The sequence below is a fragment of the Nonomuraea angiospora genome (assembly GCF_014873145.1).
Lineage (GTDB): Bacteria > Actinomycetota > Actinomycetes > Streptosporangiales > Streptosporangiaceae > Nonomuraea > Nonomuraea angiospora.
The window spans coordinates 8,090,493-8,113,641 of sequence record NZ_JADBEK010000001.1 but is presented as its reverse complement, the minus strand read 5'-3'; the positions used below and the strand labels follow the sequence as shown (position 1 = coordinate 8,113,641).

Below are 23,149 nucleotides of genomic sequence, written 5' to 3'. Positions count from 1 at the left end.
GATTTCTGTAGTGGGAAGTGCTGCGGCCGGAAAGCTCCATGCCGGAAGGTCACGTGGGTGAGCGAGGCGGGAGCCGTGGGCTGGCCGGCGGGGGCGGGTGGCGAAGCGGGAGTGGGTAAGGCTGGCCGGTGAGGTGGGGAAGTGGCCGGTGGGGCGGGGTGGCTGGGGGGTGGGTCAGTGGCGGGCGCGTTCCAAGGCGTCCCAGAAGCCGCGTCTCAGCGCATGCCGTACCTCGTCGTGCAGCAGGAAGTCGATCGGCAGGGAAGACCCCTGCAGCAACCGCGCCTCCAGGTCCGAAGGCATTCGCGGCTTGCGCGCCAGCACCGCCTCCAGCCACAGCGCGGGCGCGTCGCGCGCCACGGACTCGCCGAAGTCGTGCCCCTCCCGGTGGGCGGACTTGACCGCGTCCGCCAGCGTGGTGGCGCCGGCGGTGGCCGCGGACGGCGGGGTGACGGGCGCGGGCTGCGGCCCCGTGTACGGCCCCAGCTGGGCGGGCTGGTAGGTGCCGCTGGACGACGGGCTGGCGAACTGCCCGGTGCTGGGCGACTGCGACTGCGACTGGATGGGCCCGGTGGCCGGGGCGGCCGGTGGCGCCGGCGTGGCCGGCGGCTGCTCGGGCTGGTAGCTGGCGTACGTCGGCAGCACGGGCGGCGTGGACGACTGCCCGCGCCCGGAGGAGGACCCGTTGGACGAGGACGGCGTCGAGGAGGAGCCGGCGGCGTGGCTGCCGCTGGACGGCGGCAGCGGGGGCAGCGACGAGGGCAGGGATGGGGGCAGCGACGGCTGGGCGGGCGGCAGCGAATGGGCGGCCTGCCCGTTGCTGACCGGCTGGTGCCCGTTGGACGACTCGGTGATGCCCGCCACGAGGCTGACGTAGGGGCGCAGGTGGACGGCGCCCAGCTCGACCAGGTCGTCGCACTCCTGGCGCAGCGACCGCGACACGGCCCAGCCGCCGTCGGCCGCGATGTGGATCACGCTGACCCTGATGCCGAGGTCCTGCGCGTCGCACACGACCTGGGCCAGGTCCTCGTCCCCGCTCACGACCACCGCGTCGCAGATGGCGTTGTTGCGGGCGAGCGTCATGAGGTCGCGGTGGACCTGGGCGTCGACGCCTTCGCGCCGGCCCGGCCGGATGCGCGACAGCCTGAGCTTGAGGCCCGGTATGTCGGCCAACGCGTCGTGCTCCGGCGTGCGACGGCCTTCGACCGTCGCCTCGTACCAGTAGCACCTCAGCAGCGGCAGGCCGGTGCGCTCGCGCGACAGGCTGGTCATCAGCTGGAGCAGCCCCGGGTAGTCCCAGGCAACCGCTTCGCGATGACGCGTGCCGTGCACGGCCATCGCGCCATCGGCCAGCAGATAGCCGGCGTCCACGAACAGCGCACAGCGATCCACTTAGCACCGCCCCTTTCCTGGTGGTCCGTCCTGGCTGGCTCTGCACCGTCAGAGACCGGACTCGGCGGCCCTCTCTCAGGGTAATGAAAGCTGGTGATCGCGCGGGGGTTAATCCCGACGATTCGGCATCGCCCCGCTGCCACCCCTGACCATTCAGGCAGACCGTACCAGTTTGTCCCGTTAACGGTCATGATCGTGCGCGGACGCTCAACGCGGCCACCCCGAACAGCACGACGTCCTTGTCCGTCGCGATCGTCAGCCCCGGATCCGCCCCGAGTTCGGCCCCGACCGTGTCGACGTCGACGCCGAACGTCATCTCCGCCGCGCCGGTCGAGGATTCGTCGAAGACGTTGGAGGCGTCCCGATCGCCGCCCTCGGGGGCGATCGCGCCGGACCCGAGCGAGACCTTGTCGCCCTTGAGGTCGGCGTCCCCCTCCCACGTCACCAGCTCGACCCTGGCGGGCGAGGCGGCCGGGCTCAGCCCGCCGAGCGGGATGCGCACCCGCCGCGCCGGCCCGCCGACCACGGTGGCCGCGTCGAGGACCATGGCCTGGCTGTACGGCTCCGCGGGATCCGTGACGATCAGCACCAGGCTCCATCCGGCGTGCCGGGACACCCCTTCTTCCATGGGCATGTCGGCCGCCCACCACGTTCCGTTCCGCTGCGAGGCGGCGGCCAGCTCGCTGACGTCGGCGTACGCCTGGTAGACGGGCCCCGACGGCAGCTCGCGGAGCGCCACGTCGTCGGGTTTGACCAGCGTGTACTGGCGCCGCCCCGGAGGCCTGACCTTGATGGGCCCGGCCGTCGTCGCGCTCGCGGACCAGTAGAGGCCGGCCCACACGACCTTGCTCCCCTTGGGCAGGCTCAGCTCGGCCCCGCTGGACGCGCCGGTGCCGGAGCTGTCGTCCTGGTCGAGCGCGGTCATCGGCCAGAGGTCGTTGTCGCGCTGGCCGCGCTGGCGCGACCTGGCCTCCGCGCAACCCGACCCCGTCTCGGGGCAGGTCAGCAGCGAGTTGCCGATCGCCCTGACGGCCACCTTCCCGTCGGTGGCGAACCTGGCGGGCGCCCCGGTCGTCCGTACGCCGTCCTCCGCCTGCGCCGTGACGCGCAGCGGGCCCGAGTCGACCCGGACGGCCGGGCCCGCGCCCTGCGGCGCCTGCGCCGCCACGCGTACCCGCAGGAACAGCGCCGTGCCCTGCCCCGCCGCCAGGGGCGCCCTGGCGCACCGCGCGTCGTGCCCCGAGGGGCGGCACGCCCACCCGTCCGCGGCGCGCACGGTGTCGTGGTCGTCGTGCCGGGCGGGCGGGACGAGCGTCACGCCGGAGGGCAGGTCCACGAGCGCCGTCAGCTCCTCGCTGGGCGCCTCGCCGTAGTTGCGCAGGCGCAGGCCGACGATGCCGGGCCGGGCTCGTACGAGCGACCCCAGCGCCTCGACGGTGGCACGCAGCCGCGCCTTGCCCGGCTCCTTGATCTTGGCCGGGCTCCTGGCCGGCGGCCGGACCCGCGCGGGCTCCTCGCTCTGCAAGGGCACGGGCACGGGCGCCGGCATCGGCTCGCCCGCGAACGGCGGCGGCCCCGCGACCGGCACGGCGGCGGTGGGCCTCGAGATCGGCTTCTCGTCGGTGAACAGCAGCAGCCCGGCCGCCACGGCCACCGTGACGGCCATGCTGCCGGCCATCGCGGCCTGCTGGCGCCTGGGCCCCCGCCACAGCCGGCCGAACCTCCGCAGCAGCCCGCCCGCGCCGCCGCCGCCGAACCTTCGCAGCAGCCCGCTCGCCCCGCGGCCGCCCGCGGCCGACTTCGCCAGCGTCGCTGCGTACCCGCCGAAGATCGGCCCCGCGACCAGCGGGCCGACCATGACGCGCAGCCCGCGGTTGACGTCGGTCAGCTCCAGCAGGACCCCGTTGCACTCCTCGCAGGCGCCCACATGCTCGTCGACCTCCTTGGCGTCGCGCCTGGTCAGCCCGTCGCGGACGTACGCGCCCATCTTGCCGAGGACGGGCCGGCAGTCGTGCTTGGGCGGCGAGCCCAGGTGGATCTGCAGGTACGCCTGCCGCAGCCCCTCCCTCGCCCGGTACGCCAGCGCCGCCGCGCCGTTGGGCGACAGGCCCAGCAGCGGCGCCACCTCGGCCGGCCTGCACCTTTCGACCTCGGTGTGCCAGAGCACCGCCCGCCACCGCTCGGGCAGCGACAGGAACGCCTTGGCGATCAGCGACTTCTCGAGCCCCACGAGCGCCGGATCGACGAACGGCACCCCCGGGTCGTACTCCTCGATCTCGCCCGTGGTCACCTGGTGGCTCTCGATCCTGGAGCGGTCGTGAACCGTGCGCCGCACCACGGTCAGCAGATAGGTACGGAAGCCGGACTCGGGGCCGCCGCCCCTGCCGACCAGGCCGAGGATCTTCGTGAACGACTCCGCGACCACGTCCTCGACCTCGGTGCGCCTGACGAGCTGCCTGGCCAGCGCGCGGGCGGCCGCGACGTGGCGCTCGTAGAGCTTTCCGTAGGCGGCGGCGTTGCCCGCTCTCACCTGCTGGAGAAGCTCTGCGTCGCTTTGCGGAGTTCCGACACCCATAGTGACCTCTCGATTACACGGGGTTGTCTCGCGCATTCATTCCGCACTCCCCGTCGGCACTAAACCGCGCCCGCGCCTTTACCTTCGGAAGGTTTGAGGCCGCCGCGACGGGTCCCGCGGCCGGAGCCATAAGCTTGGGCGCATGACGGATCGCGACAACCTGCTGGCCGAGATCAAGAGCAAGGCCGTCGTCCACGGCAAGGTCACCCTCTCCTCCGGCATGGAGGCCGACTTCTACCTCGACCTGCGCCGCATCACCCTCGACGGCGTGGCCGCGCCGCTCGTCGGCCGGGTGATGCTCGACCTGACGGCCGACCTGGAGTTCGACGCGGTGGGCGGGCTCACGCTGGGGGCCGACCCGGTCGCGGGCGCGATGCTGCACGCGGCGGCGGCGCGCGGGCGCACGCTCGACGCGTTCGTGGTGCGCAAGGCGCAGAAGCAGCACGGCATGCAGCGCCGGATCGAGGGGCCCGAGGTGAAGGGGCGGCGGGTGCTGGCCGTCGAGGACACCTCCACGACGGGCTCCTCGCCGCTGACGGCCGTGGAGGCGCTGCGCGAGGCGGGGGCCGAGGTGGTGGCCGTGGCCACGATCGTCGACCGGGGCGCGCGGGAGCGCATCACCGGCGAGGGCCTGGAGTACCGCTCGGTCTTCACCCTCGACGACCTCGGGCTCTGAGACTCTCGGGACACCGCCGTCGTCAGGCGCCGGACGCCTTGGCGGTGAACGCCTCGCGCGCGCCGGCCTTCCCCTGCTCGCGCGGCTTGCCGTTCTCGGTGACGCGGACGGTGCCCGCGTCGCTGAGCACGACGTCGAGCTCCGGCTCGTAGTAGCTGACCTCCTCGCCCCGGCTCATCTCGCGATACTGCAGCACGTCGCCGCCCGGCACGCGTACGGTGACGATGGGGCAGGTGTCGGCCACGCACTCGATGTGCACGGTCGGCACCCGCGCGGTGGTCTCCGCGGCGGGGCCGGGCGTGACGGCCGAGGCGCGCTCGCGTTCGGGCGGCGTCGCGCCGAACGAGCCGAACAGCGCGCGGCCGCCGATGACCAGCAGCGTCACCACGGCGCCCGCGGCGAGGACGGCGAGCGCCAAGCGGGCGACGCCCATCGGATCTGACCTGTGGCGTCCCACAGGGGGAGCGTACCCCGGGTAACCCCCGGGTTTCGGCTCAGAACTGGCTGTCGGTCGGCACGCGGTGGTGTTTGCCGTTGGGCTCGGGAAGGTTCTTGTGCTCCCTGCGCTTCTTGATCACCTCGACGATGATCGGGATCAGCGAGATGAACACGATGACGAAGACGCCCGGCAGGATGTACCTGTCGATCTGCTTGGGGTCGACCTTGCTGCCGAGGAAGTGACCGAGCAGCAGCAGGCCCTCGACCCAGACGACGCCGCCGACGACGTTCCACAGGAAGAAACGCTTGGCCGGCATCTCCAGCACGCCCGCGACGGGATTCATGAACGTGCGCACGATCGGCACGAACCTGGCCAGGATCACCGCCCTGGCCGGACCGAACTTCTGGAAGAACTCCTCGGCCCTGACGACGTGCTCCCTCTTGAACAAGCGCGAATCAGGTTTGTCGAAGAGCCTGCGACCGAACCTGGCCCCCAGGAAATGCCCGAGTTGGGCGCCGGCAATGGCGCACAGGGGCGTGCCGATCAACAGGACGGGAAAGGAGAGCGGCTCGATGTTCATTCCCGCGGCCACCGAGGCCGAGCTGAAAATCCCCGCGGCCACCAGCAGCGAGTCGCCGGGGAGGAAGAACCCGAGCAGCAAGCCCGTTTCGGCGAAGATGATGGCGAGAACGCCGATCGTCGCGAAAGCCCCCAACACGGTCAGCCACCACGTCGGGTCGAGGAGATTCCAGAGCCAGTCCACGCCGAGAGCCTACCTGTAGAGGCGACAAACGCGTTGTGTCTACCACACGGGGTAGTGAGTCGGGATACTGGGCCTGCGCGAAGCCGTTACTTCTCAGGGAGATGAATCATGCCTATTGCGACTCCAGAGGTCTACGCTGAGATGCTCGACCGGGCCAAGGCCGGCGGATTCGCCTACCCGGCGATCAACGTGACCTCATCGCAGACGCTGAACGCCGCTCTGCGGGGCTTCGCCGAGGCCGAGAGCGACGGCATCGTCCAGGTCTCCACGGGCGGCGCCGAGTTCCTGTCCGGCGCGACCGTCAAGGACATGGTCACGGGGGCCACGGCGCTGGCCGAGTACGCGCGGGTGGTGGCCGCCAAATATCCCGTGACGGTGGCGCTGCACACCGACCACTGCCCGAAGGACAAGCTCGACGGCTTCATGAGGCCGCTGCTCGACATCTCCCTGGAACGGGTCTCCAAGGGCCTCGACCCGCTCTTCCAGTCCCACATGTGGGACGGCTCCGCCGTGCCGCTGGAGGAGAACCTGGAGATCGCCAAGGAGCTCCTGGAGAAGTCCGCCAGGGCGCGGATCATCATGGAGATGGAGATCGGCGTCGTCGGCGGCGAGGAGGACGGCGTCGTCGGCGAGATCAACGAGAAGCTCTACACGACCCCCGAGGACGCGCTGGCCACCGCGGAGGCCGTCGGGATCGGCGAGAAGGGCCGCTACCTGCTGGCCGCCACGTTCGGCAACGTCCACGGCGTCTACAAGCCGGGCCACGTCAAGCTGCGCCCGGGCGTGCTGAAGGACATCCAGGAGGCGGTCGCGGCCAAGTACGGCAAGGACAAGCCGTTCGACCTGGTCTTCCACGGCGGCTCCGGCTCGTCGCTGGAGGAGATCCACGAGGCGATCTCGTACGGCGTCGTCAAGATGAACATCGACACCGACACCCAGTACGCCTTCACCAGGCCGATCGCGGACCACATGTTCCGCAACTACGACGGCGTGCTCAAGGTCGACGGCGACGTGGGCAACAAGAAGACGTACGACCCGCGCTCCTACGGCAAGAGCGCCGAGGCCGGCATGGCCAAGCGCGTCGTGGAGGCGTGCGAGAACCTCAAGAGCGCTGGGACGAAGATCTCCTAGCCAGTTTCGGGGCCCGGCGGGTATGACTTGTCCTATGGATAACCTTCTCGCCGGGCCGCCCCCGACTCAACTGCCGGATCTGCCCGAGGCCAGGGAGGCGCTCGAATCCGGAGCCAAGGCCGCGGACGTGGCCGCCCGTTTCCCCGCCTTCCCGGCGGCCTGGGCAACGCTCGCGGAAGAGTACTTCGCACAAGGGCACGCCGTCACTTCCTACGCCTTCGCCCGCACGGGCTACCATCGCGGGCTCGACGCGCTGCGGCGCAACGGCTGGAAGGGACACGGGCCCATCCCCTGGGAGCACGAGCCCAACCGGGGCTTCCTGCGCTGCCTGTACGCCCTGTCCAGGGCCGCCCAGGCGATCGGCGAGAAGGACGAGGCCGAACGATGCATACAGTTCCTCAAGGACAGCACCGAGACGGGCTACGAGGCGCTCACCAAGGGTTAGTGCTCGCTGTCTTGGGACGAATAGGCACGTTCGGGTAGTCTCTCTACGCAAGAGCCCCTGTCGCGCTTGCGCCAGGGGTTTTCGTTTTGTGCACGGGAGACTGAACCATGCCGGCTGCCGTTCTCGTAGGCGCCCAGTGGGGCGATGAGGGCAAGGGCAAGGCCACCGACCTGCTCGGTGGCGACGTCGACTACGTCGTCCGCTATCAGGGTGGCAACAACGCGGGACACACCGTGGTCATCGGGGACCAGAAATACGCGTTGCACCTTCTACCGACGGGAATCCTGTCGCCCGACGTGGTCCCCGTGATCGGCAACGGCGTGGTCATCGACCCCGGCGTGCTGCTGAGCGAGATCGACGGGCTCGCCGCGCGCGGCATCTCCGCCGAGCGCCTGCTGATCTCCTCGAACGCGCACCTGATCATGCCGCACCACAAGGCCCTGGACAAGGTCACCGAGCGCTACCTCGGCAAGGCCAGGATCGGCACCACGGGCCGCGGCATCGGGCCGGCGTACGGCGACAAGATCGCCCGCATGGGCGTGCGCGTCCAGGACCTGCTCGACCCCGGCATCCTGGCCAAGAAGATCGAGGTCGCGCTGGGCGAGAAGAACCAGGTGCTGACCAAGGTCTACAACCGGCGCGGCATCGAGCCCGCGGCGGTCCTGGAGGAGTACCTCGCCTACGCCGAGCGCCTCAAGCCGCACATCGCCGACACCTCGCTGGTGCTCTCCAAGGCGCTGGACGAGGGCAAGTTCGTGCTGCTGGAGGGCGGCCAGGGCACGCTGCTGGACATCGACCACGGCACCTACCCCTTCGTCACGTCCTCCTCGCCGACCTCCGGGGGCGCCTGCGCCGGGGCCGGGATCCCGCCGAACCGCCTCACCAAGATCATCGGCATCCTCAAGGCGTACACGACCCGGGTCGGCTCCGGCCCCTTCCCGACCGAGCTCACCGACGAGGTCGGCGAGTGGCTGCGCCAGACGGGCGGCGAGTACGGCGTCACCACGGGCCGCAACCGGCGCTGCGGCTGGTTCGACGCGGTCATCGCCCGCTACGCGACCAGGATCAACGGCATCACCGACTACTTCCTCACCAAGCTGGACGTGCTGTCGGGCCTGGAGCGGATCCCGGTGTGCGTCGCGTACGACGTGGACGGGGTGCGGCACGACGAGATCCCGATGACGCAGACGGACTTCCACCACGCCGTGCCGGTCTACGAAGAGCTGCCGGGGTGGCAGGAGGACATCACGAGCGCGAAGTCGTTCGACGACCTGCCGCCGAACGCGCAGGCGTACGTGCGGGCGCTGGAGGAGATGAGCGGCGCCCCGATCTCGGCCATCGGCGTGGGCCCCGGCCGCGACCAGACCGTGGTGGTGCGCTCGCTCGTCTGAGCGCGCCCAGGGGCGCCGGACCCCCGGCGCCCCGCGAGGCGGGTGATGCCTCGGCCTGCCTGGCCTCATATGGTTGGGGTATGCCTCGTTTCCGCCACATCCTGGACACCATGGCCGCCTACAAGCCGGGCAAGGTCGTAGCGGCCCCCGACGGCCGGTCGTACAAGCTGTCCTCCAACGAATCCCCGTACGACCCGCTGCCGTCCGTGGTCGAGGCGATCGCCGAGGGGGCGCGGCAGATCAACCGCTACCCCGACCCCGGCGCCGTCGGGCTGACGGAGGCCATCGCGGAGCGGTTCGGGGTGCCGGCCGACAACATCGCGCTCGGCGCGGGGTCGGTCACGGTGGCGCAGCAGCTGTTCGAGTCGATCGGGGAGCCCGGGGTCGAGGTCGTCTACGCGTGGCGGTCGTTCGAGGCGTACCCGCTGCTGGCCGACCTCGCCGGCGTGAAGTCGGTCATGGTGCCGCTGGCGGGGGAGGACCACGACCTGGACGCCATGGCGGAGGCGATCAACGAGCGCACGCGCATGGTGTTCGTGTGCAACCCGAACAACCCGACCGGCACCTCGATCCGCCGGGGGGCGCTGGAAGCGTTCCTGGACCGGGTGCCCGAGCACGTGCTGGTGGTGCTGGACGAGGCCTACCGCGAGTACGTGCGCGACGAGGACGTCCCCGACGGCCTCACCCTCTACCGCGACCGGCCGAACGTCTGCGTGCTGCGCACGTTCTCCAAGGCGTACGGGCTGGCGGGCCTGCGGGTCGGCTACCTGGTCGCGCACGAGCCGGTGGCGACGGCGATCCGCAAGACGATCATCCCGTTCGCGGTCAACCACCTCGCCCAGGTCGCGGCCATCGCCTCGCTCAAGGCCGAGGACGAGCTGCTGGAGCGGGTCGAGCACGTGGTCAAGGAGCGTACGAGGGTCCGCGAGGCGCTGATCGCCCAGGGCTGGACGGTGCCGCCCACCGAGGCCAACTTCGTCTGGCTCAGGCTCGGCGAGCGCACCCTCGACTTCGCGGCCGCCTGCGCCGTGGAGGGGGTGGCGGTGCGGCCGTTCGCCGGGGAGGGCGCGCGGGTGTCCATCGGCTCCCCCGAGGCGAACGACGCGTTCCTCACCGCCGCCGCTGCCTTCCGCGGCTGATCAGCGGTTGGCCTGCCAGTTGAGGTAGGCGACCGACAGCAGCGTGGAGCCGTACTGCGACTGGACTGCGTGGTCGGCGTAGACCGCCAGCGCGTGCGTGAACAGGGCCGGGTCCCACTGGGCCACCGGCATGTAGCGCGGCGCCTGGAGGTACTGCCCGGCGGCGGCCAGGCCGCCGGTGCCGTCCACTCGCAGGAACGTCGTCGCCACGCCGTTGTCGGTGGTGGCCATGTTCTTGGTGTAGCTGCGGGCGAAGCGGCCCATGTCGGCGTCGGTGAAGGCGAGGCCGAACCGGTGCGCCGCGGCGGCGAACTCGACGTCGATGCCGCCGTGGCTGAGGTCCTCGATCTGCTGCCCGCCCTTGGGCGGCGTGCCGTAGGACGGGGTCCACTCGGAGACGCCGTCGGCCTTGGTGTAGCCGCTGTAGAGCTTGCCGAAGCCGGGCCAGTACGGCCAGTGGTAGGCGTCCTTGTCGTTGGTCCGCAGGTCGCGGGCGAACGTGGCGGCGAGCCGGCGGGTGCGGTCGCGGTAGAACGGGTCGCGGGTCGCCGCCGCCAGCTCCGCGTACGTCTGGCCGAGGGCGACGCTCTGGTTGATCGGCTGTTCGACGCCGTCGTAGGGCACGGGCATGCCCTTGGGCCAGATGTAGTAGCCGTCGGCCACCCACTCGGGGTCGTGCACGGCCGCGGCGTCCCGGCACGCCTTGAGGTATTCGGCGGCCTTGGCCCGGTAGCGGGCGTTACGCAAGAGGCGCGGGTCGCGGCGGACGATCCGGACGAACGACGCGAGCGGGTAGGTGATCATGCCGGTGTGCACCGAGAAGATCACCGGCGCGGCGGCCAGCTTGAACGTCCCGAGCGCCGGCGTCGCCGCCCCCGCCGGCGAGCGGCGCAGGTCCTTGGCCGTCACCATGGTCGGCGACGGGTAGGCGTCGAGGATCCGCTTCACCGCGTAGTCCGGGCTGGCGGGGTCCATCGTCAGGTCGGTGAAGGTGGACACCTTGCTCTTGACGGGGTTGCTCACCTCGAGCGTGAACCGCCCGTCCGAGGTGCCCGCCCGTACCGTTGCCACCGCGTCGTTGACGTTCGTGAGCGCGCTGCGCACCTCCAGGAGCGGCTGCCCCGACGCGTCGAGCAGGCTCACGCCGCCCGCGCTGTAGACGATGCTGCGCCAGGCGGGCAGCGACAGGCCGCGGTAGTCGGTGACGCCGCGCTCGGAGTCGCGGTTGGCCAGCACGAGGTCGGCGTTGTGGATGAGCCGGTCCAGGTAGGCAGTGGCGTGGTAGGCCTCGTACATCCTGATGTAGGCGGCCATCACGTAGGAGGCGCCCCAGCCGAGGCCGCCCGCCTCGTTGGTGTCGGTGGGCTGGCCGGCGTTGCCGCTCTCGTGGAACACCTTGTCGAACAGGTCGAACGTCTCGCGCGTGGTGTAGTCGTAGCCTGCCGCGGCGCGGGCCGTGCCGGGCAGTGCTGCCAGGGCGCCGAGGGAGAGCGCGCCCACGCCGAATTGGCGGCGAGTAAGCATGGTGAACCTTTCGACGAGCGAGCGGGCGGCGTCAGCTCTTGACCGCGCCGCGCATGCCTTCGAGGACGTGTCGTTGCATGATCATGAAGAAGACGACCACGGGCAGGATCGAGATGATCGTGCCCGCCGCCAGGCTGCGGATGTCGGTGCCGGTGATCCCGGCCAGGTAGGCGATCCCCAGCGAGATGGGATAGAGGGAGGAGTCCTTCAGCACGACCATCGGCCAGATGAAGCTGTTCCAGACCGAGATGAAGCCGAAGACGCCGAGGATCGCCAGGGTGGGGCGGGCGGCCGGCAGCATGACGTGCCAGAAGATGCGCAGCTCGTGGCAGCCGTCGGTCCTGGCGGCGTCCACGATCTCGCGCGGCACCCCGGCGAAGGTCTGCCGGAGCAGGAAGATCCCGAACGCCGACAGCAGGCCGGGCAGGATCACGCCCAGGTAGCTGTCGGCCATCCCGATCTGGGAGACCACCAGGAACCTCGGCAGCAGCATCACCTCGCCGGGCAGGAACATGGTGGCGAGGATCGCGAAGAAGATCAGGCTCCGCCCGCGGAAGACCAGCTGCGCCAGCGGGTACGCGCACAGCGCCGACACCAGGATGTAGAGCGGCACCATCACGGCCACGAGGAACGCGGAGTTGAGCAGGTAGCGCGGGAACGGGATGGCCGTCCACGCCTCCTTGGCCCAGGTGAGCACCGGGGGCCGGGGGATGATGTCCGGCGGGAAGGAGAAGACGGCCTGGCCGGCCGGCTTCAACGCCGCCGACAGCAGGATGAGAAAGGGGCCGACGAACGCCAGGGCGATCGCGGTGAGCAGCACGTACATCCCCGCGCGGCGGATCCACCGGTTCAACGGGTCTCCCTCCTTCCGCTGGTGAGCCGGTAGTTGAGCAGGGCCATCACGATCAGCAGGACCCACAGGACGAGGCCGACGGCGCTGGCGTAGCCCATGTCGTACTTCTCGAACGCCTCGGCCCAGATGTAGTAGCCGAGCATCAGGGTGGCGTCCTGCGGGCCACCCTTGGTCATCACGAAGACGGTCGTGAACGCCTGCATCGCGTCGAGCATGGCCATGGTGACGGTGACCGCGATGTAGGGGACCATCAGCGGGACGGTGATGCGCCGCATCCGGTGCCAGCCGTTGGCGCCGTCTATCCTGGCGGCCTCGTAGAGCTCCGACGGGATCGTCTGGAGGCCGGCGAGGTAGACCATCATGTAGACGCCCATGTTCTTCCAGCCCTCGACCAGGATCAGCGCGGGCAGCGCCCAGACGGGGTCGAGGAGGTACTGGATGGGCTCGTCCAGGATGCCCAGGCCGGTGAGCAGCCAGTTGACCACGCCCTGCTGGTGGAAGACGTAGTTCCAGGCCACCGCGACCGCGACCATCGAGGTCACGACCGGCAGGTAGTAGAGCATCCGGAACGTCCTGATGCCGGGCAGCTTCTGGTTCACCAGCACGGCCAGCGGCAGCGGGAGCACGACGAGCAGCGGGAACAGGCCCACGAGGAACACCAGCGAGTTGCGCAGGGCGGTCCAGAACCTGGCGTCCCCGAGGATCTCGACGAAGTTGTCCAGTCCGGTGAAGACGGGCGGGCTGACGCCGTCGTAGTCGGTGAAGGAGAGCTGGACCGCGGTGACGGCCGGCCAGGCGAAGAACACCCCGAACAGCACGAGGGCCGGTAAGGGGAAGAGGTACGGCGTGTACCAGCGCTGCCCTGGGATCCGGCTGGCGGCCACCGGCCTCACATCCTTCAATGTTTAATAGTGACGCCCAAAGCCTTGATAAGAGTTGGCCAGAATTTGGACGCAGACTATAGATGGCCGATCTCGACCGTCAAGAGCGGATCTGAGCAGGGGCCCTTGACGGCCCGGCCGCCTGAATGTCATTGTGCCGAAAGAATTATTAAGGACGGCCATAATTCTCAGGAGGTCCCCCGATGTCGAGGAGAAGAGCGTTGGGGGCAGGCGCGCTCGCGCTGGCTCTCATGTCGTCCGGCTGCGTGGCCGGAACGTCGGGCAGCACGTCGGGGGGACAGGCGGACGACCAGCCGTTCGAGGGGGAGGTCGAGTTCTGGACGATCAACCTGAAGAAGAACTTCGGCGCCTACATCGACGGGCTGATCGCCCAGTACCAGAAGGAGCACCCCAAGGTCACCGTCAAGTGGGTCGACGTGCCCGGGCAGGACATCGCGACCAAGCTGCTCGCCGCGGTCGCCAGCGGCGACGTCCCCGACGCGGTCAACATCGCCTCCTCCGACCTCGGCCGGTTCACCCCGTCGCTGGCCCCGCTCGACGAGCTGCTCAAGCCCGCCGACCTCGCCGACTTCCAGCCGAACCTGATCGACTCGCTGCGCGTGGCGGGCAAGCTGTACGCCGTGCCGTGGTACAACGGCGGCGCGCCCGTCGGCATCTACCGCAAGTCCGTCGTCAGCAAGGCGGGCTTCGACGAGAAGGCCCCGCCCAAGACCTACGCCGAGGCCCTCGCCCTGGCCGACAAGGTCTACGCCGAGACCAAGGTCTACGGCAGCAACGACGTCCCCGGCGTCAACGCCGCCTCGGTGCTGCGCTACTACGGCGTCGAGCTGCTGAGCGCCGACAAGAAGACGGCGACGTTCAACACGCCCGAGGTCGCCAAGCTGCTGGACACGTTCAAGGCGAGCTACGACAAGCACGGCATCGCGCCGGGATCGATCTCCAAGGACGTCCGGAACTACCCGCAGACCCTGGAGAACGGCCAGATCGCGATGGCGGCGAGCGCGTCGGCGGCGACGCTGGTCAACGTCGAGAAGAACGCCCCCGACGTCTACAAGGACCTGCTCGTCACCGAGCCCGTCCAGACCAGGACCGGCGGATACCTGCTGCTCGCCCAGCAGACCGTGGCCATCCCCAAGGCGTCCAGGCACCAGCGGGCGGCGGCGGAGTTCGTCAAGTTCTTCACCAACGGCGCCAACCAGCTCGCGTTCTGCAAGCTCGTGCCGATCTACCCCTCGACGATCTCCTCCACCAAGGACGCCTTCTTCGCCGACATCACCGGCGACTCCCCGACGGACGTCGCCCGCCGCCTGATCGTCAAGGGCCTGCCGAAGCTGGAGTACGTCCCGCTGGGCACGGCCAAGGACGCCGAGCTCGGCGAGGCGCTGTCGGAGGAGATCAGGGCCTTCCTCCAGGGATCCAAGAGCGCCAAGGAGGCGCTCGACGCCGCAGAGAAGCAATGGAATGACGCACTTGCCTAAGCTCAGAGTCGGGATCATCGGCGCCGGGATCATGGGTCGCGGCCACGCCGAGGTCCTGTCCGCCCACCCGGACGCCGAGGTCACCGCCGTCGCGCGCCGTCCTCTCGACGCCGCCCCGCAGGCGGCCGTCCATCCCGGCTACCGCGAACTGATCGACTCCGGCACGGTCGACGCCGTGTCGATCACCACCCCCGACCACCTGCACGCGGACGTGATGGTGGCGGCCGCGGAGGCCGGGCTGCACATCCTGGTCGAGAAGCCGTTCACGACCACGGTCGAGGACGCCGACCGGTCCGTGGCCGCGATCCGGCAGGCGGGCGTCACCGCGATGTGCCTGTTCAACCACCGCTGGGTGCCCGCGTACGCGCAGGCCAAGCAGCAGATGGAGCTGATCGGCGAGCCGGTCGTGGGCTACGCCCGCAAGGACGACACGATCCACGTGCCCACCGAGATGATCGGCTGGGCCGACCGGACGACCTGCGCCTGGTTCCTGTCGAGCCACGACATCGACCTGGTGACCTGGCTCTACGACGACCACGTGGTGGAGGTGTTCGCCACCGCCCGCCACGGCAAGCTGCGCGGGATGGGCATCGACACCCCCGACGCGATGCAGATCCAGGCCCGCTTCAGCCGGGGCGCCGTGGCCACCTTCGAGTCGGCCTGGATCTACCCGAACACCTTCCCGACCATGGTCGACAGCTACGTCACCGTGGCCGGCGAGTCGGGCGTCATCCAGCTCGACCGGCAGAAGGAGAACATCCAGCTCGCCACCGAGAAGTCCTACTCCTACCCGCGCAACATGCTCCAGCGGGTCGTGCACGGCATCCCGGCGGGCGCCTACCGCGACGCGATCCACCACTTCGTCGACTGCGCCCGTACCGGGGCCGAGCCGCTGGTCAGCGTGGAGAGCTCGCGGCACGTGACCGCCGTGCTCGCCGCCGCGCACGAGTCCGCCCGTACGGGACGGCCGGTGACATGTTCGTAGAGAAGCCGCCGCACGTGCATCCCACGCGCATGCGGCACATCGCCGATGAGGCGCTGCTGGAAACGCTCGGGGCGGGCAGCGTCGCGGAGGCCAGGGCCTGGCGCCGGCGGCGGCCGGTCCCTGCGGCCCTCGGCCCGGAGGGCGCGGACGCCCTGCTCGGGATCGAGGTCGACTTCCTGGACAAGGGCCATGGCCGCTCGCTGCTGTACGGCTTCCACTACCTGCGCTGGATGTCCCCGCTGATCACGGCCTACGCCGGGACGGGGGACCCCCGCTACGCCGCCGGGTGGGACCGCCTGTTCAGCCAGTGGTACGACGACCGCGACCGGGTCGAGGGCGACTGGCCGGGGCTCGACGTGGTCTGGTACTCGCTCGGCGTCCGCGCCCGCGCCATGTACGTCACCGAGGCGCTGGCCGCCTTCGCGGAGGAGCCCGCGCTGAGCGACGGGTGCTGGCTGCGGATGATGAAGACCGTCGTCGGCGGCGCCAGGTGGTCGGCCGAGGAGCACGACGAGTTCCGCCACGGCAACTGGCAGTTCGTCAACGCGTGCGAGCTGCTGCACACGGCCAGGGTGTTCGCGGACCTCCCCGAGGCCGGACAGTGGGCCGAGGTCGCCATGGCCCGCATCCTGGAGCACCTCGAACAGGACGTGCGCGCCGACGGCGGCCACCACGAGCGCTCGCCCAGCTACCACCTCATGTGCCTGGACAACCTCGAACGGGCCGTGGCCGTCGAGCCCGCGCTCGCGCGGCACCCGCGCCGCCAGGCCATGTACCGCTGGCTGAGCGTCCTGATGACCTCCGGCGGCTGGGTGCCCCATCTGCAGGACAGCGGCCTGATCTGGCCGGAGGGCGTCGGACCGGCCGAGGGCTCGCACAACCTGGAGGCCAGCGGCTACGCCACCTTCCGCCACGGCGACTTCCACACCGTCGTCAACTACGGCCCCTACGTCGGGCACGAGCTCGAACCGCACAGCCACCACGCGGCGCTCGACTTCGTGCTGACGGGCTGGGGCGTGCCGCTGGCCTGGGAAGGGGGCGGCCCGCCGTCCTACGACGACCCCGGCTACTACGACTGGTACCAGGCGACCAGGGCGCACAACACGCTGCTCGTCCCGGGCGAGGGCTACACCGAGGACCGCCGCGCCGCCTGTGACCTGTTCTCGGTGTCCGCGCTGGCCGACGTCTTCGCGGGACACCACCACGGCTACAGCGCCCGGCACGACCGGAAGATCGTCTTCGTCAAGGGCGACGACCCGTACTGGGTCGTCACCGACCGGATCGACGCGGAGGCGATCTGGCAGATCCACGGCCTGTCGCCGTGGGTCGGGCGCGACGGCGGGTTCGCGGGCACCCGTGGCCCGGGAATCCTGGTGGTGCCGCTGGAACCGCCCGACGAGGTGCTGTTCAGGACGGGCCCGGCCAGGATCCCCGACCCCGCCACCAGGACCGCCGAGTACGGCGAGATCCACTCGCTCGGCCTGCGCCGCGCCGACGGCAGGTTCACCGTCGGCATCTTCCCCTACCGCGACGCACCCCCAAATGTCCCCAAGGATTGGACGGTTCATGCTGATCGACGCTGACGCGATGCTCGGCCGCTACCCCCGCAGGGACGTGGGCACGGGCTCGATCACGGAGGCGCTGGCCAGGATGGACCGCTTCGGCATCGCGGAGGCCGTGGTCAGCCACACCCTGTCGTGGCTGCACGACCCCGCGACCGGCAACAGGGAGCTGCTCGGCCTGGTCGCCGGCCATTCCAGGCTGCGCCCCTGCTGGGTGCTGCTGCCCGGCACCTGCGGCGAGACCGGCACGCCGGACGAGTTCGTGACCGGGGCGCTGGAGGGCGGCGTGTGCGCCGTCCGCGCCTACCCCGCCGACCACGGCTACGACCTGGCCGGCCGCGACTGCGCGGCCATGCTCGCCGCCGTCGCCGAGGCCGGGCTGCCGCTGCTCGTGGACGCCGCCCAGACCGGTTGGGCCGCCGTGGAGTCCGTCGCCGGCGCGCACCCGAAGCTGCGGGTCGTGGTCGGCGCGATCGGCTACCGCCAGCTCAGGCAGGCGGCCGGGGTGCTCTCCCGCACCGGCAACGTCTACCTGGGGCTGGCCAACCTGTCCTCGCACTGCGGGCTCGAATGGCTCGTCGAGCGGTACGGCGAGCGCCGTCTCGTCTTCGGCACGGGGGCGCCGCTCAGGGACCCCGCCGAGGCCGTCACCCGGCTGCTGTGGGCGGAGCTCGACGACGCGGCCGTGGCCGCCATCGGCGCCGGCACCCTGCTGGAGCTGCTGCCCGTGGGGGCGGCGTGAACGCGATCACCTCGGCGCTGTGGCAGCGCCGCCCGCAGACCAGCGTCCGGATCGTCGACGCGCACGCGCACGCCGGCCCCTACAGCCTGTTCTTCATCCCCGAGGCCTCCCCCGGCGCGATGGTCCGGGTGATGGACCGGTGCGGCGTGGCGCACGCCGTCATCTCCAGCCACCTGGCGATCCAGCTCGACGCGGCGGCGGGGAACGCCGCGACCGCCGAGGCGGTGGAGCGCGCTCCGGACCGCTTCACCGGATACCTGACGATCAATCCCTGGCAGGACCCCGGCGGCGAGCTGGCCAAGTGGGGCGCGGACCCGCTCTTCGGCGGCATCAAGCTCCACCCCGACCTGCACGACTACCCGCTCACCGGCAGGCGCTACGCCGGCGTGTGGGAGTTCGCGCAGCGCACCGGCTGCCCGGTGCTCACCCACACCTACGACGGCTCCCCCTACAACGACCTGGCCGCCGTGGACGCGGTCGCGTCGGAGCACCCCGACGTGGTGATCATCGCGGGGCACGCGGGCGCGACCCCGCTGGGCATCGAGCGGGCCATCGAGGTGGCGCAGCGGCGTCCAGGGGTCATCCTGGAGGTGTGCGGGTCCTTCAACACCGGGCCGGACATCGCCAGGATGGTGCGGGAACTCGGGGCCGGCCGGGTGGTCTACGGGTCCGACTTCCCCTTCATCGATCTTCGGATCTCGCTGGGGAGGGTAATCTTCAGTGGCCTCGCAGAGGGGGACCAGGCCGCGGTGCTCGGTGCGACGATGACCCGCTTGCTGCAGTGGAGATCCGGACTGGGGTGATCAAGATCATGGACCGGCTGCGTTCCGAGTCGCGGCCCAGGGTGACGATCGGCGTCGTGGGGCCGCACGATCTCGTCGAGCAGATCATGATGATCGGCGCCGGCCTGCCGGCCGCCGCCGACTGGCGGCTGGTCGGCGCGCCTCATGCCGAGGAGCACGAGACCTACGACAAGTTCTCGAGGATCGCCGACAGCATCGACGTGGTGCTGTTCACCGGGCCCCTCCAGCACGACCTGGCCAGGCAGGCGGGCGAGCTGACCGTCCCCGCCACCTTCGTGCCCATGAGCGGGGCCAGCCTGTACGCCAGCCTGCTGCGCGGGGTGCTCACCCACGGGATCGACCCGGCCAGGGTGAGCATCGACTCGCTGCCCGCCGCCGACGTGGACGAGGCGTACGGCGAGATCGGCGTGAGCACGGCCGGCGTGCACCTTTCCGAGTACGACCGGCCGGAGTCGGCGCGCGGCTTCGGCGCCTTCCACGAGGAGCTCTACCGCCAGGGCCAGACCACCGCGGCGCTGACCACGATAAGGAGCGTCGCCAACAAGCTGAGCGCCGCCGGCGTGCCCGTGCTGCGCCTGCTGCCGACCTCCCACACGCTGCGCCTCGCGCTCAACACCGCCGCCCTGCTCGGCACCGGCAGCAGGCTGGAGGACGCGCAGATCGCCATCGTGGTCGTCGAGCTCGCCGCCTCCGCCAAGCCCAGCTACTCCGGGCCGGGCAACTACTGGCAGCAGGAGCTGAAGCTGTCGCTGCACCGGTCGCTGCTCGCCGACGCGCGCCTGATGGGCGCCACCGTGGCGCCCCGCGACGAGAACGGCTACGTCGTCACCGCCACCGTGGGCGCGCTCGGCCAGGCCACCGAGGGGTTCAGGATGGCGCCGTTCATGGACCGGATCCGCTCCGACGTGGGCGTCGACGTCGAGGTCGGGGTCGGGCTGGGCAGCACCGCTCGCGACGCCGACGCCAACGCGGTGGCGGCCGTCGAGAAGGCCCGCAACGCGGGGGCGACCGCCGCGTACCTGGTCGGGGGCGACGGCACCGTGCTGTCGCTGCCGGTACGCCGGCGCAAGCGGCAGGACGAGCCGATCGTCGCCACCAAGGCGGCCAAGCTGCTCGAACGCCTGGTGGAGGGCCTCCACGACGGCGACTCGATGGTGGTCGACGCCGAGATCGTCGCGGAGGTGCTGTCGATCTCGCCGCGCAGCGCCCGCCGGGTCCTGCAGAGCCTCGCGGAGGAGGGCCTGGCCTGGCCGATGCCCCCGGTCAAGGGCACCCAGGCCGGCCGGCCCCGCCAGCCGTACCGGCTCGTGCGCGCTTAGGCGTCGCCGAGGCGCACGCGCGGGCCGTACCTGTCCAGCAGCCGGGCGTTGTGCGCGTCGCCGCCCGGGGTGTTGGCCGACCTGAAGACGGGCGGCGGCTCGCCGGCCGCGAGGAAGCGGCCGACGACCTCGGCGACCAGGAGCTGGGCGGCCAGCACGCCGGTGAGGGTCGAGACGCCGCAGGCGCTGCCGCCGCCCGGCAGCGGCAGCGTGGCGTCGCCGTACGGCGCCCCGTTGTCGATGACCACCTGGGCCAGGTCGGCCAGCCGCTCCTCGACGGCCACCGCGGCGGTGTGCTCGCGAGAGGTGATGGCGATCACCGGGTGCCCGCGCCGGACCGCGAGGCGGGCCATCTCGACGATCGCCGCGTTGCCGCCGGAGTTCGAGATGATCACGAAGACGTCCTCGGGCCGGATGTCGGCCAGCTCCCATATGCGTGCGGCCAGGCCGGGCTCGCGCTCGATCTTCGGGTCGAGGATGTCGCGCGGCGAGGCGTCGCCGTAGTAGGCGAGGTCGCGGATGCCGAGCTGGTTGACCGGCACCAGGCCGCCCGCCCGGCCGGTGAGCTCCAGCGCCACGGACCTCGAATGGCCGGTGCCGAACGCCTGGAGCACCCCGCCCGCGCGCAACGAGGCGTGGATCAGCGCGCCGGCGCGTTCGATCGCGTCGCGTTCGGCGGTGAGCAGCCGGTCCACGGCCGATCCGGCGATCAGCGCGTACGCGCTCTGGTCGATCACAGCTCCTCCAGCAGGGTTCGTGCGGTCTCGGCGATGAGTTCGGCGCTGCCCGGGGCCACCTGGCTGGCCAGGACCTCGTACTCGGCCCGCCGGTAGGCGGCGGCCGTCGGCAGGTATCCGGGATAGCCGTTGACGTAGCCCAGGACCACGGTCGGCTCGCCGGGCCGGTCGGCGACGCGCTCGGCGACGGCCAGGAACGGCTCGCCCGGGAGCCCGGCGAGGGCGAGCCCGCCGAGGCGGGCGACGTTCACGTCCACGCCGGTCGGGACGGGCGGCGCGGTGCGTGCCCGCAGCCCTTCGAGCCTGCTGCGGGCCAGGCGGGTGGCGACCGGGTCACCCGACGCCGCGGCGCGCTCGTACCCGGCGAGGAGGGCCTCCTCATCGGCCGTCGTGGCGGCGGGTTCGAGCGTCAGCCGCCGCGTGGCCCAGGCGATGCCAGTGGTTCCGGCCCCGGAGATGCCGGTGGTTGCGGCCCCGGAGAGGCCGGTGGCACCGGCCGAGGCGATGCCCGTGGGTGCGGCCTGCCAGAGCGGGGTCCCCGGGCGCGTCAGCAGCTCGGCGCAGCGGTCCGCGACGAGCTCGCCCAGGCGTCGCAGCTCCGCCGCGTCCTGGCCGCGCCGGGTGTGGCGGGTGCTGATGTCGCCGGCCGCGCCGGTGGCGACCGCCACCCAGACGTCCTCGCCGAGCCGGCGCCGCAGGCTCGCGCGTACGGCTCCGACCAGGTCGGCGCTGACCAGGCGGTTGGCCGCGGGCAGCACGGTGGGGTGTACGGGAAGCACCACCAGCACCCCGGCGAGCCCGCCGTCACGCACGGCGATCAGGTCGAGCGGCACCACCGCCCGCGCCCCCGGCCTGCTCCGATCGGCGCCGACCCCGTGCAGCTCGCCACGGTACGCCATGCCCTCGCACGGCCGCTCCGCGTCGATCGCCCGCCGCACGGCCGTGCGCACCGCCTCGGTGATCCGGTCGAGCCAGGGCTCGGGCGTCGGCCCGCCGCCCGGCACGCAGCCGGTCTCGGGCCCCGCGTGGGTGTGGCTCGCCGCCAGCCACAGCTCGCACCCGGCCGCCCGCCTGGCCCGCCCGGCGAGGTCCTCGTTGACGCAGATGACGTCGGCGATCGCCAGCGCGAACCTGCTCCCGCCGTCCGACCAGGTCACCGCGCTGACCGACAGCGGGTCCGCCAGGCCCGTGGACGGCCCCGGCCGGTCGATGTAGCCGCCCATCGGCGTGCCGTCCGGCACGGGCAGCTCGGCGCTGCCGTGTCCCACTCTCATCGTTCCGCCGTTCTGATCATCGACTGGTAGCGGCTCGGCCCCGTGGAGGCGGCCAGCAGGGCGGCGCCCGCGAGGCTGTCGCCCGCGGGAGGCCGGAGGGTCGCTTGAGGGAGCAGGCGGGCCAGCTCCGCCTCGAAGCCGGTGCGGAGTCCGGGGTCGCGCAGCAGGCGGCCGGTCCACGCGACGGGCACCGCCGCCGCCTCCTTCGCGAAGCAGCGGGCCGCCGCCGCCACCGTGCCCGCCAGCTCGCGGGCCGCCTCCTCGGCGATGGCGCGGGCCGTGGGGTCCGGGCGGCTCCGGTCTCCCACCGGCTCCACGACGCGGCCCGGGTCACCCGCCCCCTCCACGACGCGGCCCGGGTCACCCGCCCCCTCCACGACGCGGCCCGGGTCTCCCGCCCGCCCCACAGCGCGGCCCGGGTCTCCTGCCAGCTCCAGGACGTGGACGGCGAAGCGGGCGATCCGCGCCACCGCGTCGGGGGCGAGGTAGAGGCGCTCAGGCAGGCCGGCCAGGTCGCCGAACACCGCCTGGGCGCGCTCGGTGAGCGGGCCGGGCTCCGCGCGCCCGTCGAAGCCCCGGAAGGCGGCGTCGAGGCCGCGGCGGCCGATCCAGAAGCCGCTGCCCGCGTCGCCGTAGAGGTAGCCCCAGCCGTCCACCTGCCGGATGCCGTCACCGACGCCCAGGGCGATCGCTCCGGTGCCCGCGGCCAGCACCACGCCCTCACCGCCCGCGAACGCTCCCGCGTGCGAGGTGACCACATCCGTCGTGATCAGCACGCGGCGGGCCATGGAGAGCAGCCGGCCGGCCAGCTTGCCGGGGTCGTCCAGGATCGTGGTCAGGCCGAGGCAGACGGTGCCGAGCGGCCCCCACCCCGTCCCGATCCGCTCCAGCACGGCCTCGACCGGGGAGCCCTCCGCGTACGACAGGCCGGGCAGCTCGCGGATCTCCCGGATCCGCCCCGACTCGGCCAGGCCGATCCGCAGGCCCGTCTGCCCGCCGTCGATCGCCAGATCCATGCG

General features: G+C 71.6%; 21 protein-coding genes. 11 read left to right on the top strand and 10 right to left on the bottom strand.

What is annotated here, in order from left to right:
* Positions 1 to 174: 174 nt before the first annotated feature.
* Both H4W80_RS37140 and H4W80_RS37135 read right to left on the bottom strand, forming a co-directional pair.
* The gene (locus H4W80_RS37140; protein ID WP_192789325.1) at positions 175 to 1,392 is read right to left on the bottom strand and encodes an NYN domain-containing protein; all 1,218 of its coding nucleotides are present in this window, start codon (positions 1,390 to 1,392) and stop codon (positions 175 to 177) included.
* A gap of 187 nt (positions 1,393 to 1,579) precedes the next feature.
* Positions 1,580 to 3,922 carry a sigma-70 family RNA polymerase sigma factor gene (locus tag H4W80_RS37135; RefSeq protein WP_192789324.1) on the bottom strand — a complete coding sequence of 781 codons (2,343 nt, stop codon included), beginning with the start codon at positions 3,920 to 3,922 and terminating at the stop codon, positions 1,580 to 1,582.
* 187 nt (positions 3,923 to 4,109) lie between these two features.
* Between H4W80_RS37135 and pyrE the strand changes: the two genes are divergently transcribed.
* Positions 4,110 to 4,643, top strand: a complete 534-nt coding sequence (pyrE, locus tag H4W80_RS37130; RefSeq protein WP_192789323.1) for an orotate phosphoribosyltransferase — start codon at positions 4,110 to 4,112, stop codon at positions 4,641 to 4,643.
* Between the two features lie 22 nt (positions 4,644 to 4,665).
* Here pyrE and H4W80_RS37125 read toward each other — a convergent pair whose 3' ends face one another.
* Positions 4,666 to 5,076, bottom strand: a complete 411-nt coding sequence (locus H4W80_RS37125; RefSeq protein WP_192789322.1) for a hypothetical protein — start codon at positions 5,074 to 5,076, stop codon at positions 4,666 to 4,668.
* A gap of 61 nt (positions 5,077 to 5,137) precedes the next feature.
* Positions 5,138 to 5,845 carry a DedA family protein gene (locus H4W80_RS37120; protein ID WP_192789321.1) on the bottom strand — a complete coding sequence of 236 codons (708 nt, stop codon included), beginning with the start codon at positions 5,843 to 5,845 and terminating at the stop codon, positions 5,138 to 5,140.
* 108 nt (positions 5,846 to 5,953) lie between these two features.
* On the opposite strand from H4W80_RS37120, the gene fbaA reads away from it, so the two are divergent.
* From fbaA to hisC, 4 genes are all read left to right on the top strand, one after another.
* On the top strand, positions 5,954 to 6,976 hold the full coding sequence (gene fbaA / locus H4W80_RS37115) for a class II fructose-bisphosphate aldolase (RefSeq protein ID WP_192789320.1): 1,023 nt from the start codon (positions 5,954 to 5,956) through the stop codon (positions 6,974 to 6,976).
* Between the two features lie 34 nt (positions 6,977 to 7,010).
* Positions 7,011 to 7,421 (top strand): DUF3151 domain-containing protein, encoded by a 411-nt coding sequence (locus tag H4W80_RS37110; protein WP_225963867.1) that lies wholly within the window; start codon positions 7,011 to 7,013, stop codon positions 7,419 to 7,421.
* 107 nt (positions 7,422 to 7,528) lie between these two features.
* Complete coding sequence (locus H4W80_RS37105; protein ID WP_185069831.1) at positions 7,529 to 8,812, top strand: adenylosuccinate synthase; 1,284 nt, start codon at positions 7,529 to 7,531, stop codon at positions 8,810 to 8,812.
* An 80-nt stretch (positions 8,813 to 8,892) separates the two neighbouring features.
* The gene (gene hisC / locus H4W80_RS37100; protein ID WP_192789318.1) at positions 8,893 to 9,951 is read left to right on the top strand and encodes a histidinol-phosphate transaminase; all 1,059 of its coding nucleotides are present in this window, start codon (positions 8,893 to 8,895) and stop codon (positions 9,949 to 9,951) included.
* On the opposite strand, the gene H4W80_RS37095 is transcribed toward hisC, so the two are convergent.
* From H4W80_RS37095 to H4W80_RS37085, 3 genes are read right to left on the bottom strand one after another with little or no spacing between them, the layout of a single operon-like run.
* Positions 9,952 to 11,475 carry a hypothetical protein gene (locus H4W80_RS37095; protein WP_192789317.1) on the bottom strand — a complete coding sequence of 508 codons (1,524 nt, stop codon included), beginning with the start codon at positions 11,473 to 11,475 and terminating at the stop codon, positions 9,952 to 9,954.
* Positions 11,476 to 11,506: 31 nt separating this feature from the next.
* Entirely contained in the window at positions 11,507 to 12,328 is an 822-nt protein-coding gene (locus H4W80_RS37090; RefSeq protein ID WP_225963866.1) for a carbohydrate ABC transporter permease, read from the bottom strand.
* Positions 12,325 to 13,221 (bottom strand): carbohydrate ABC transporter permease, encoded by an 897-nt coding sequence (locus H4W80_RS37085; RefSeq protein ID WP_318787634.1) that lies wholly within the window; start codon positions 13,219 to 13,221, stop codon positions 12,325 to 12,327. Before H4W80_RS37085 ends, H4W80_RS37090 begins: the two co-directional genes overlap by 4 nt.
* Positions 13,222 to 13,412: 191 nt before the next feature.
* On the opposite strand from H4W80_RS37085, the gene H4W80_RS37080 reads away from it, so the two are divergent.
* Genes H4W80_RS37080 through H4W80_RS63935 form a run of 6 tightly spaced genes read left to right on the top strand, consistent with a single transcriptional unit; the run spans position 13,413 to position 20,119 of the window.
* On the top strand, positions 13,413 to 14,708 hold the full coding sequence (locus H4W80_RS37080; RefSeq protein ID WP_192789315.1) for an ABC transporter substrate-binding protein: 1,296 nt from the start codon (positions 13,413 to 13,415) through the stop codon (positions 14,706 to 14,708).
* On the top strand, positions 14,692 to 15,693 hold the full coding sequence (locus H4W80_RS37075; RefSeq protein WP_192789314.1) for a Gfo/Idh/MocA family protein: 1,002 nt from the start codon (positions 14,692 to 14,694) through the stop codon (positions 15,691 to 15,693). The genes H4W80_RS37080 and H4W80_RS37075 overlap by 17 nt, the downstream gene beginning before the upstream one ends.
* Entirely contained in the window at positions 15,684 to 17,276 is a 1,593-nt protein-coding gene (locus H4W80_RS37070; RefSeq protein WP_192789313.1) for a heparinase II/III family protein, read from the top strand. Before H4W80_RS37075 ends, H4W80_RS37070 begins: the two co-directional genes overlap by 10 nt.
* Positions 17,260 to 17,997, top strand: a complete 738-nt coding sequence (locus H4W80_RS37065; protein ID WP_225963865.1) for an amidohydrolase family protein — start codon at positions 17,260 to 17,262, stop codon at positions 17,995 to 17,997. Before H4W80_RS37070 ends, H4W80_RS37065 begins: the two co-directional genes overlap by 17 nt.
* A complete protein-coding gene (locus H4W80_RS37060) occupies positions 17,994 to 18,800 on the top strand; it encodes an amidohydrolase family protein (protein WP_192789311.1) in 807 nt (268 codons plus the stop codon). The genes H4W80_RS37065 and H4W80_RS37060 overlap by 4 nt, the downstream gene beginning before the upstream one ends.
* The gene (locus H4W80_RS63935; RefSeq protein WP_192789310.1) at positions 18,779 to 20,119 is read left to right on the top strand and encodes a GTP cyclohydrolase IIa; all 1,341 of its coding nucleotides are present in this window, start codon (positions 18,779 to 18,781) and stop codon (positions 20,117 to 20,119) included. Before H4W80_RS37060 ends, H4W80_RS63935 begins: the two co-directional genes overlap by 22 nt.
* On the opposite strand, the gene H4W80_RS37050 is transcribed toward H4W80_RS63935, so the two are convergent.
* The 3 genes from H4W80_RS37050 to H4W80_RS37040 are packed head-to-tail and all read right to left on the bottom strand — an operon-like array spanning position 20,116 to position 23,146.
* Entirely contained in the window at positions 20,116 to 20,856 is a 741-nt protein-coding gene (locus tag H4W80_RS37050; protein WP_192789309.1) for a sugar isomerase domain-containing protein, read from the bottom strand. The two genes, H4W80_RS63935 and H4W80_RS37050, sit on opposite strands and share 4 nt — an antisense overlap.
* On the bottom strand, positions 20,853 to 22,130 hold the full coding sequence (locus tag H4W80_RS37045) for a hypothetical protein (protein ID WP_192789308.1): 1,278 nt from the start codon (positions 22,128 to 22,130) through the stop codon (positions 20,853 to 20,855). Before H4W80_RS37045 ends, H4W80_RS37050 begins: the two co-directional genes overlap by 4 nt.
* Entirely contained in the window at positions 22,127 to 23,146 is a 1,020-nt protein-coding gene (locus H4W80_RS37040; protein ID WP_192789307.1) for a BadF/BadG/BcrA/BcrD ATPase family protein, read from the bottom strand. The genes H4W80_RS37045 and H4W80_RS37040 overlap by 4 nt, the downstream gene beginning before the upstream one ends.
* Between the last annotated feature and the right edge of the window lie 3 nt (positions 23,147 to 23,149).

Excerpts from the sequence above, each read along its gene's own strand:
- pyrE (WP_192789323.1), top strand. The coding sequence starts at position 4,110 with ATGACGGATCGCGACAACCTGCTGGCCGAGATCAAGAGCAAGGCCGTC.
- H4W80_RS37125 (WP_192789322.1), bottom strand. The coding sequence starts at position 5,076 with ATGGGCGTCGCCCGCTTGGCGCTCGCCGTCCTCGCCGCGGGCGCCGTG.
- fbaA (WP_192789320.1), top strand. The coding sequence starts at position 5,954 with ATGCCTATTGCGACTCCAGAGGTCTACGCTGAGATGCTCGACCGGGCC.
- H4W80_RS37110 (WP_225963867.1), top strand. The coding sequence starts at position 7,011 with ATGGATAACCTTCTCGCCGGGCCGCCCCCGACTCAACTGCCGGATCTG.
- H4W80_RS37105 (WP_185069831.1), top strand. The coding sequence starts at position 7,529 with ATGCCGGCTGCCGTTCTCGTAGGCGCCCAGTGGGGCGATGAGGGCAAG.
- hisC (WP_192789318.1), top strand. The coding sequence starts at position 8,893 with ATGCCTCGTTTCCGCCACATCCTGGACACCATGGCCGCCTACAAGCCG.
- H4W80_RS37095 (WP_192789317.1), bottom strand. The coding sequence starts at position 11,475 with ATGCTTACTCGCCGCCAATTCGGCGTGGGCGCGCTCTCCCTCGGCGCC.
- H4W80_RS37080 (WP_192789315.1), top strand. The coding sequence starts at position 13,413 with ATGTCGAGGAGAAGAGCGTTGGGGGCAGGCGCGCTCGCGCTGGCTCTC.
- H4W80_RS37075 (WP_192789314.1), top strand. The coding sequence starts at position 14,692 with ATGACGCACTTGCCTAAGCTCAGAGTCGGGATCATCGGCGCCGGGATC.
- H4W80_RS37070 (WP_192789313.1), top strand. The coding sequence starts at position 15,684 with ATGTTCGTAGAGAAGCCGCCGCACGTGCATCCCACGCGCATGCGGCAC.
- H4W80_RS37065 (WP_225963865.1), top strand. The coding sequence starts at position 17,260 with ATGCTGATCGACGCTGACGCGATGCTCGGCCGCTACCCCCGCAGGGAC.
- H4W80_RS37045 (WP_192789308.1), bottom strand. The coding sequence starts at position 22,130 with ATGAGAGTGGGACACGGCAGCGCCGAGCTGCCCGTGCCGGACGGCACG.
- H4W80_RS37040 (WP_192789307.1), bottom strand. The coding sequence starts at position 23,146 with ATGGATCTGGCGATCGACGGCGGGCAGACGGGCCTGCGGATCGGCCTG.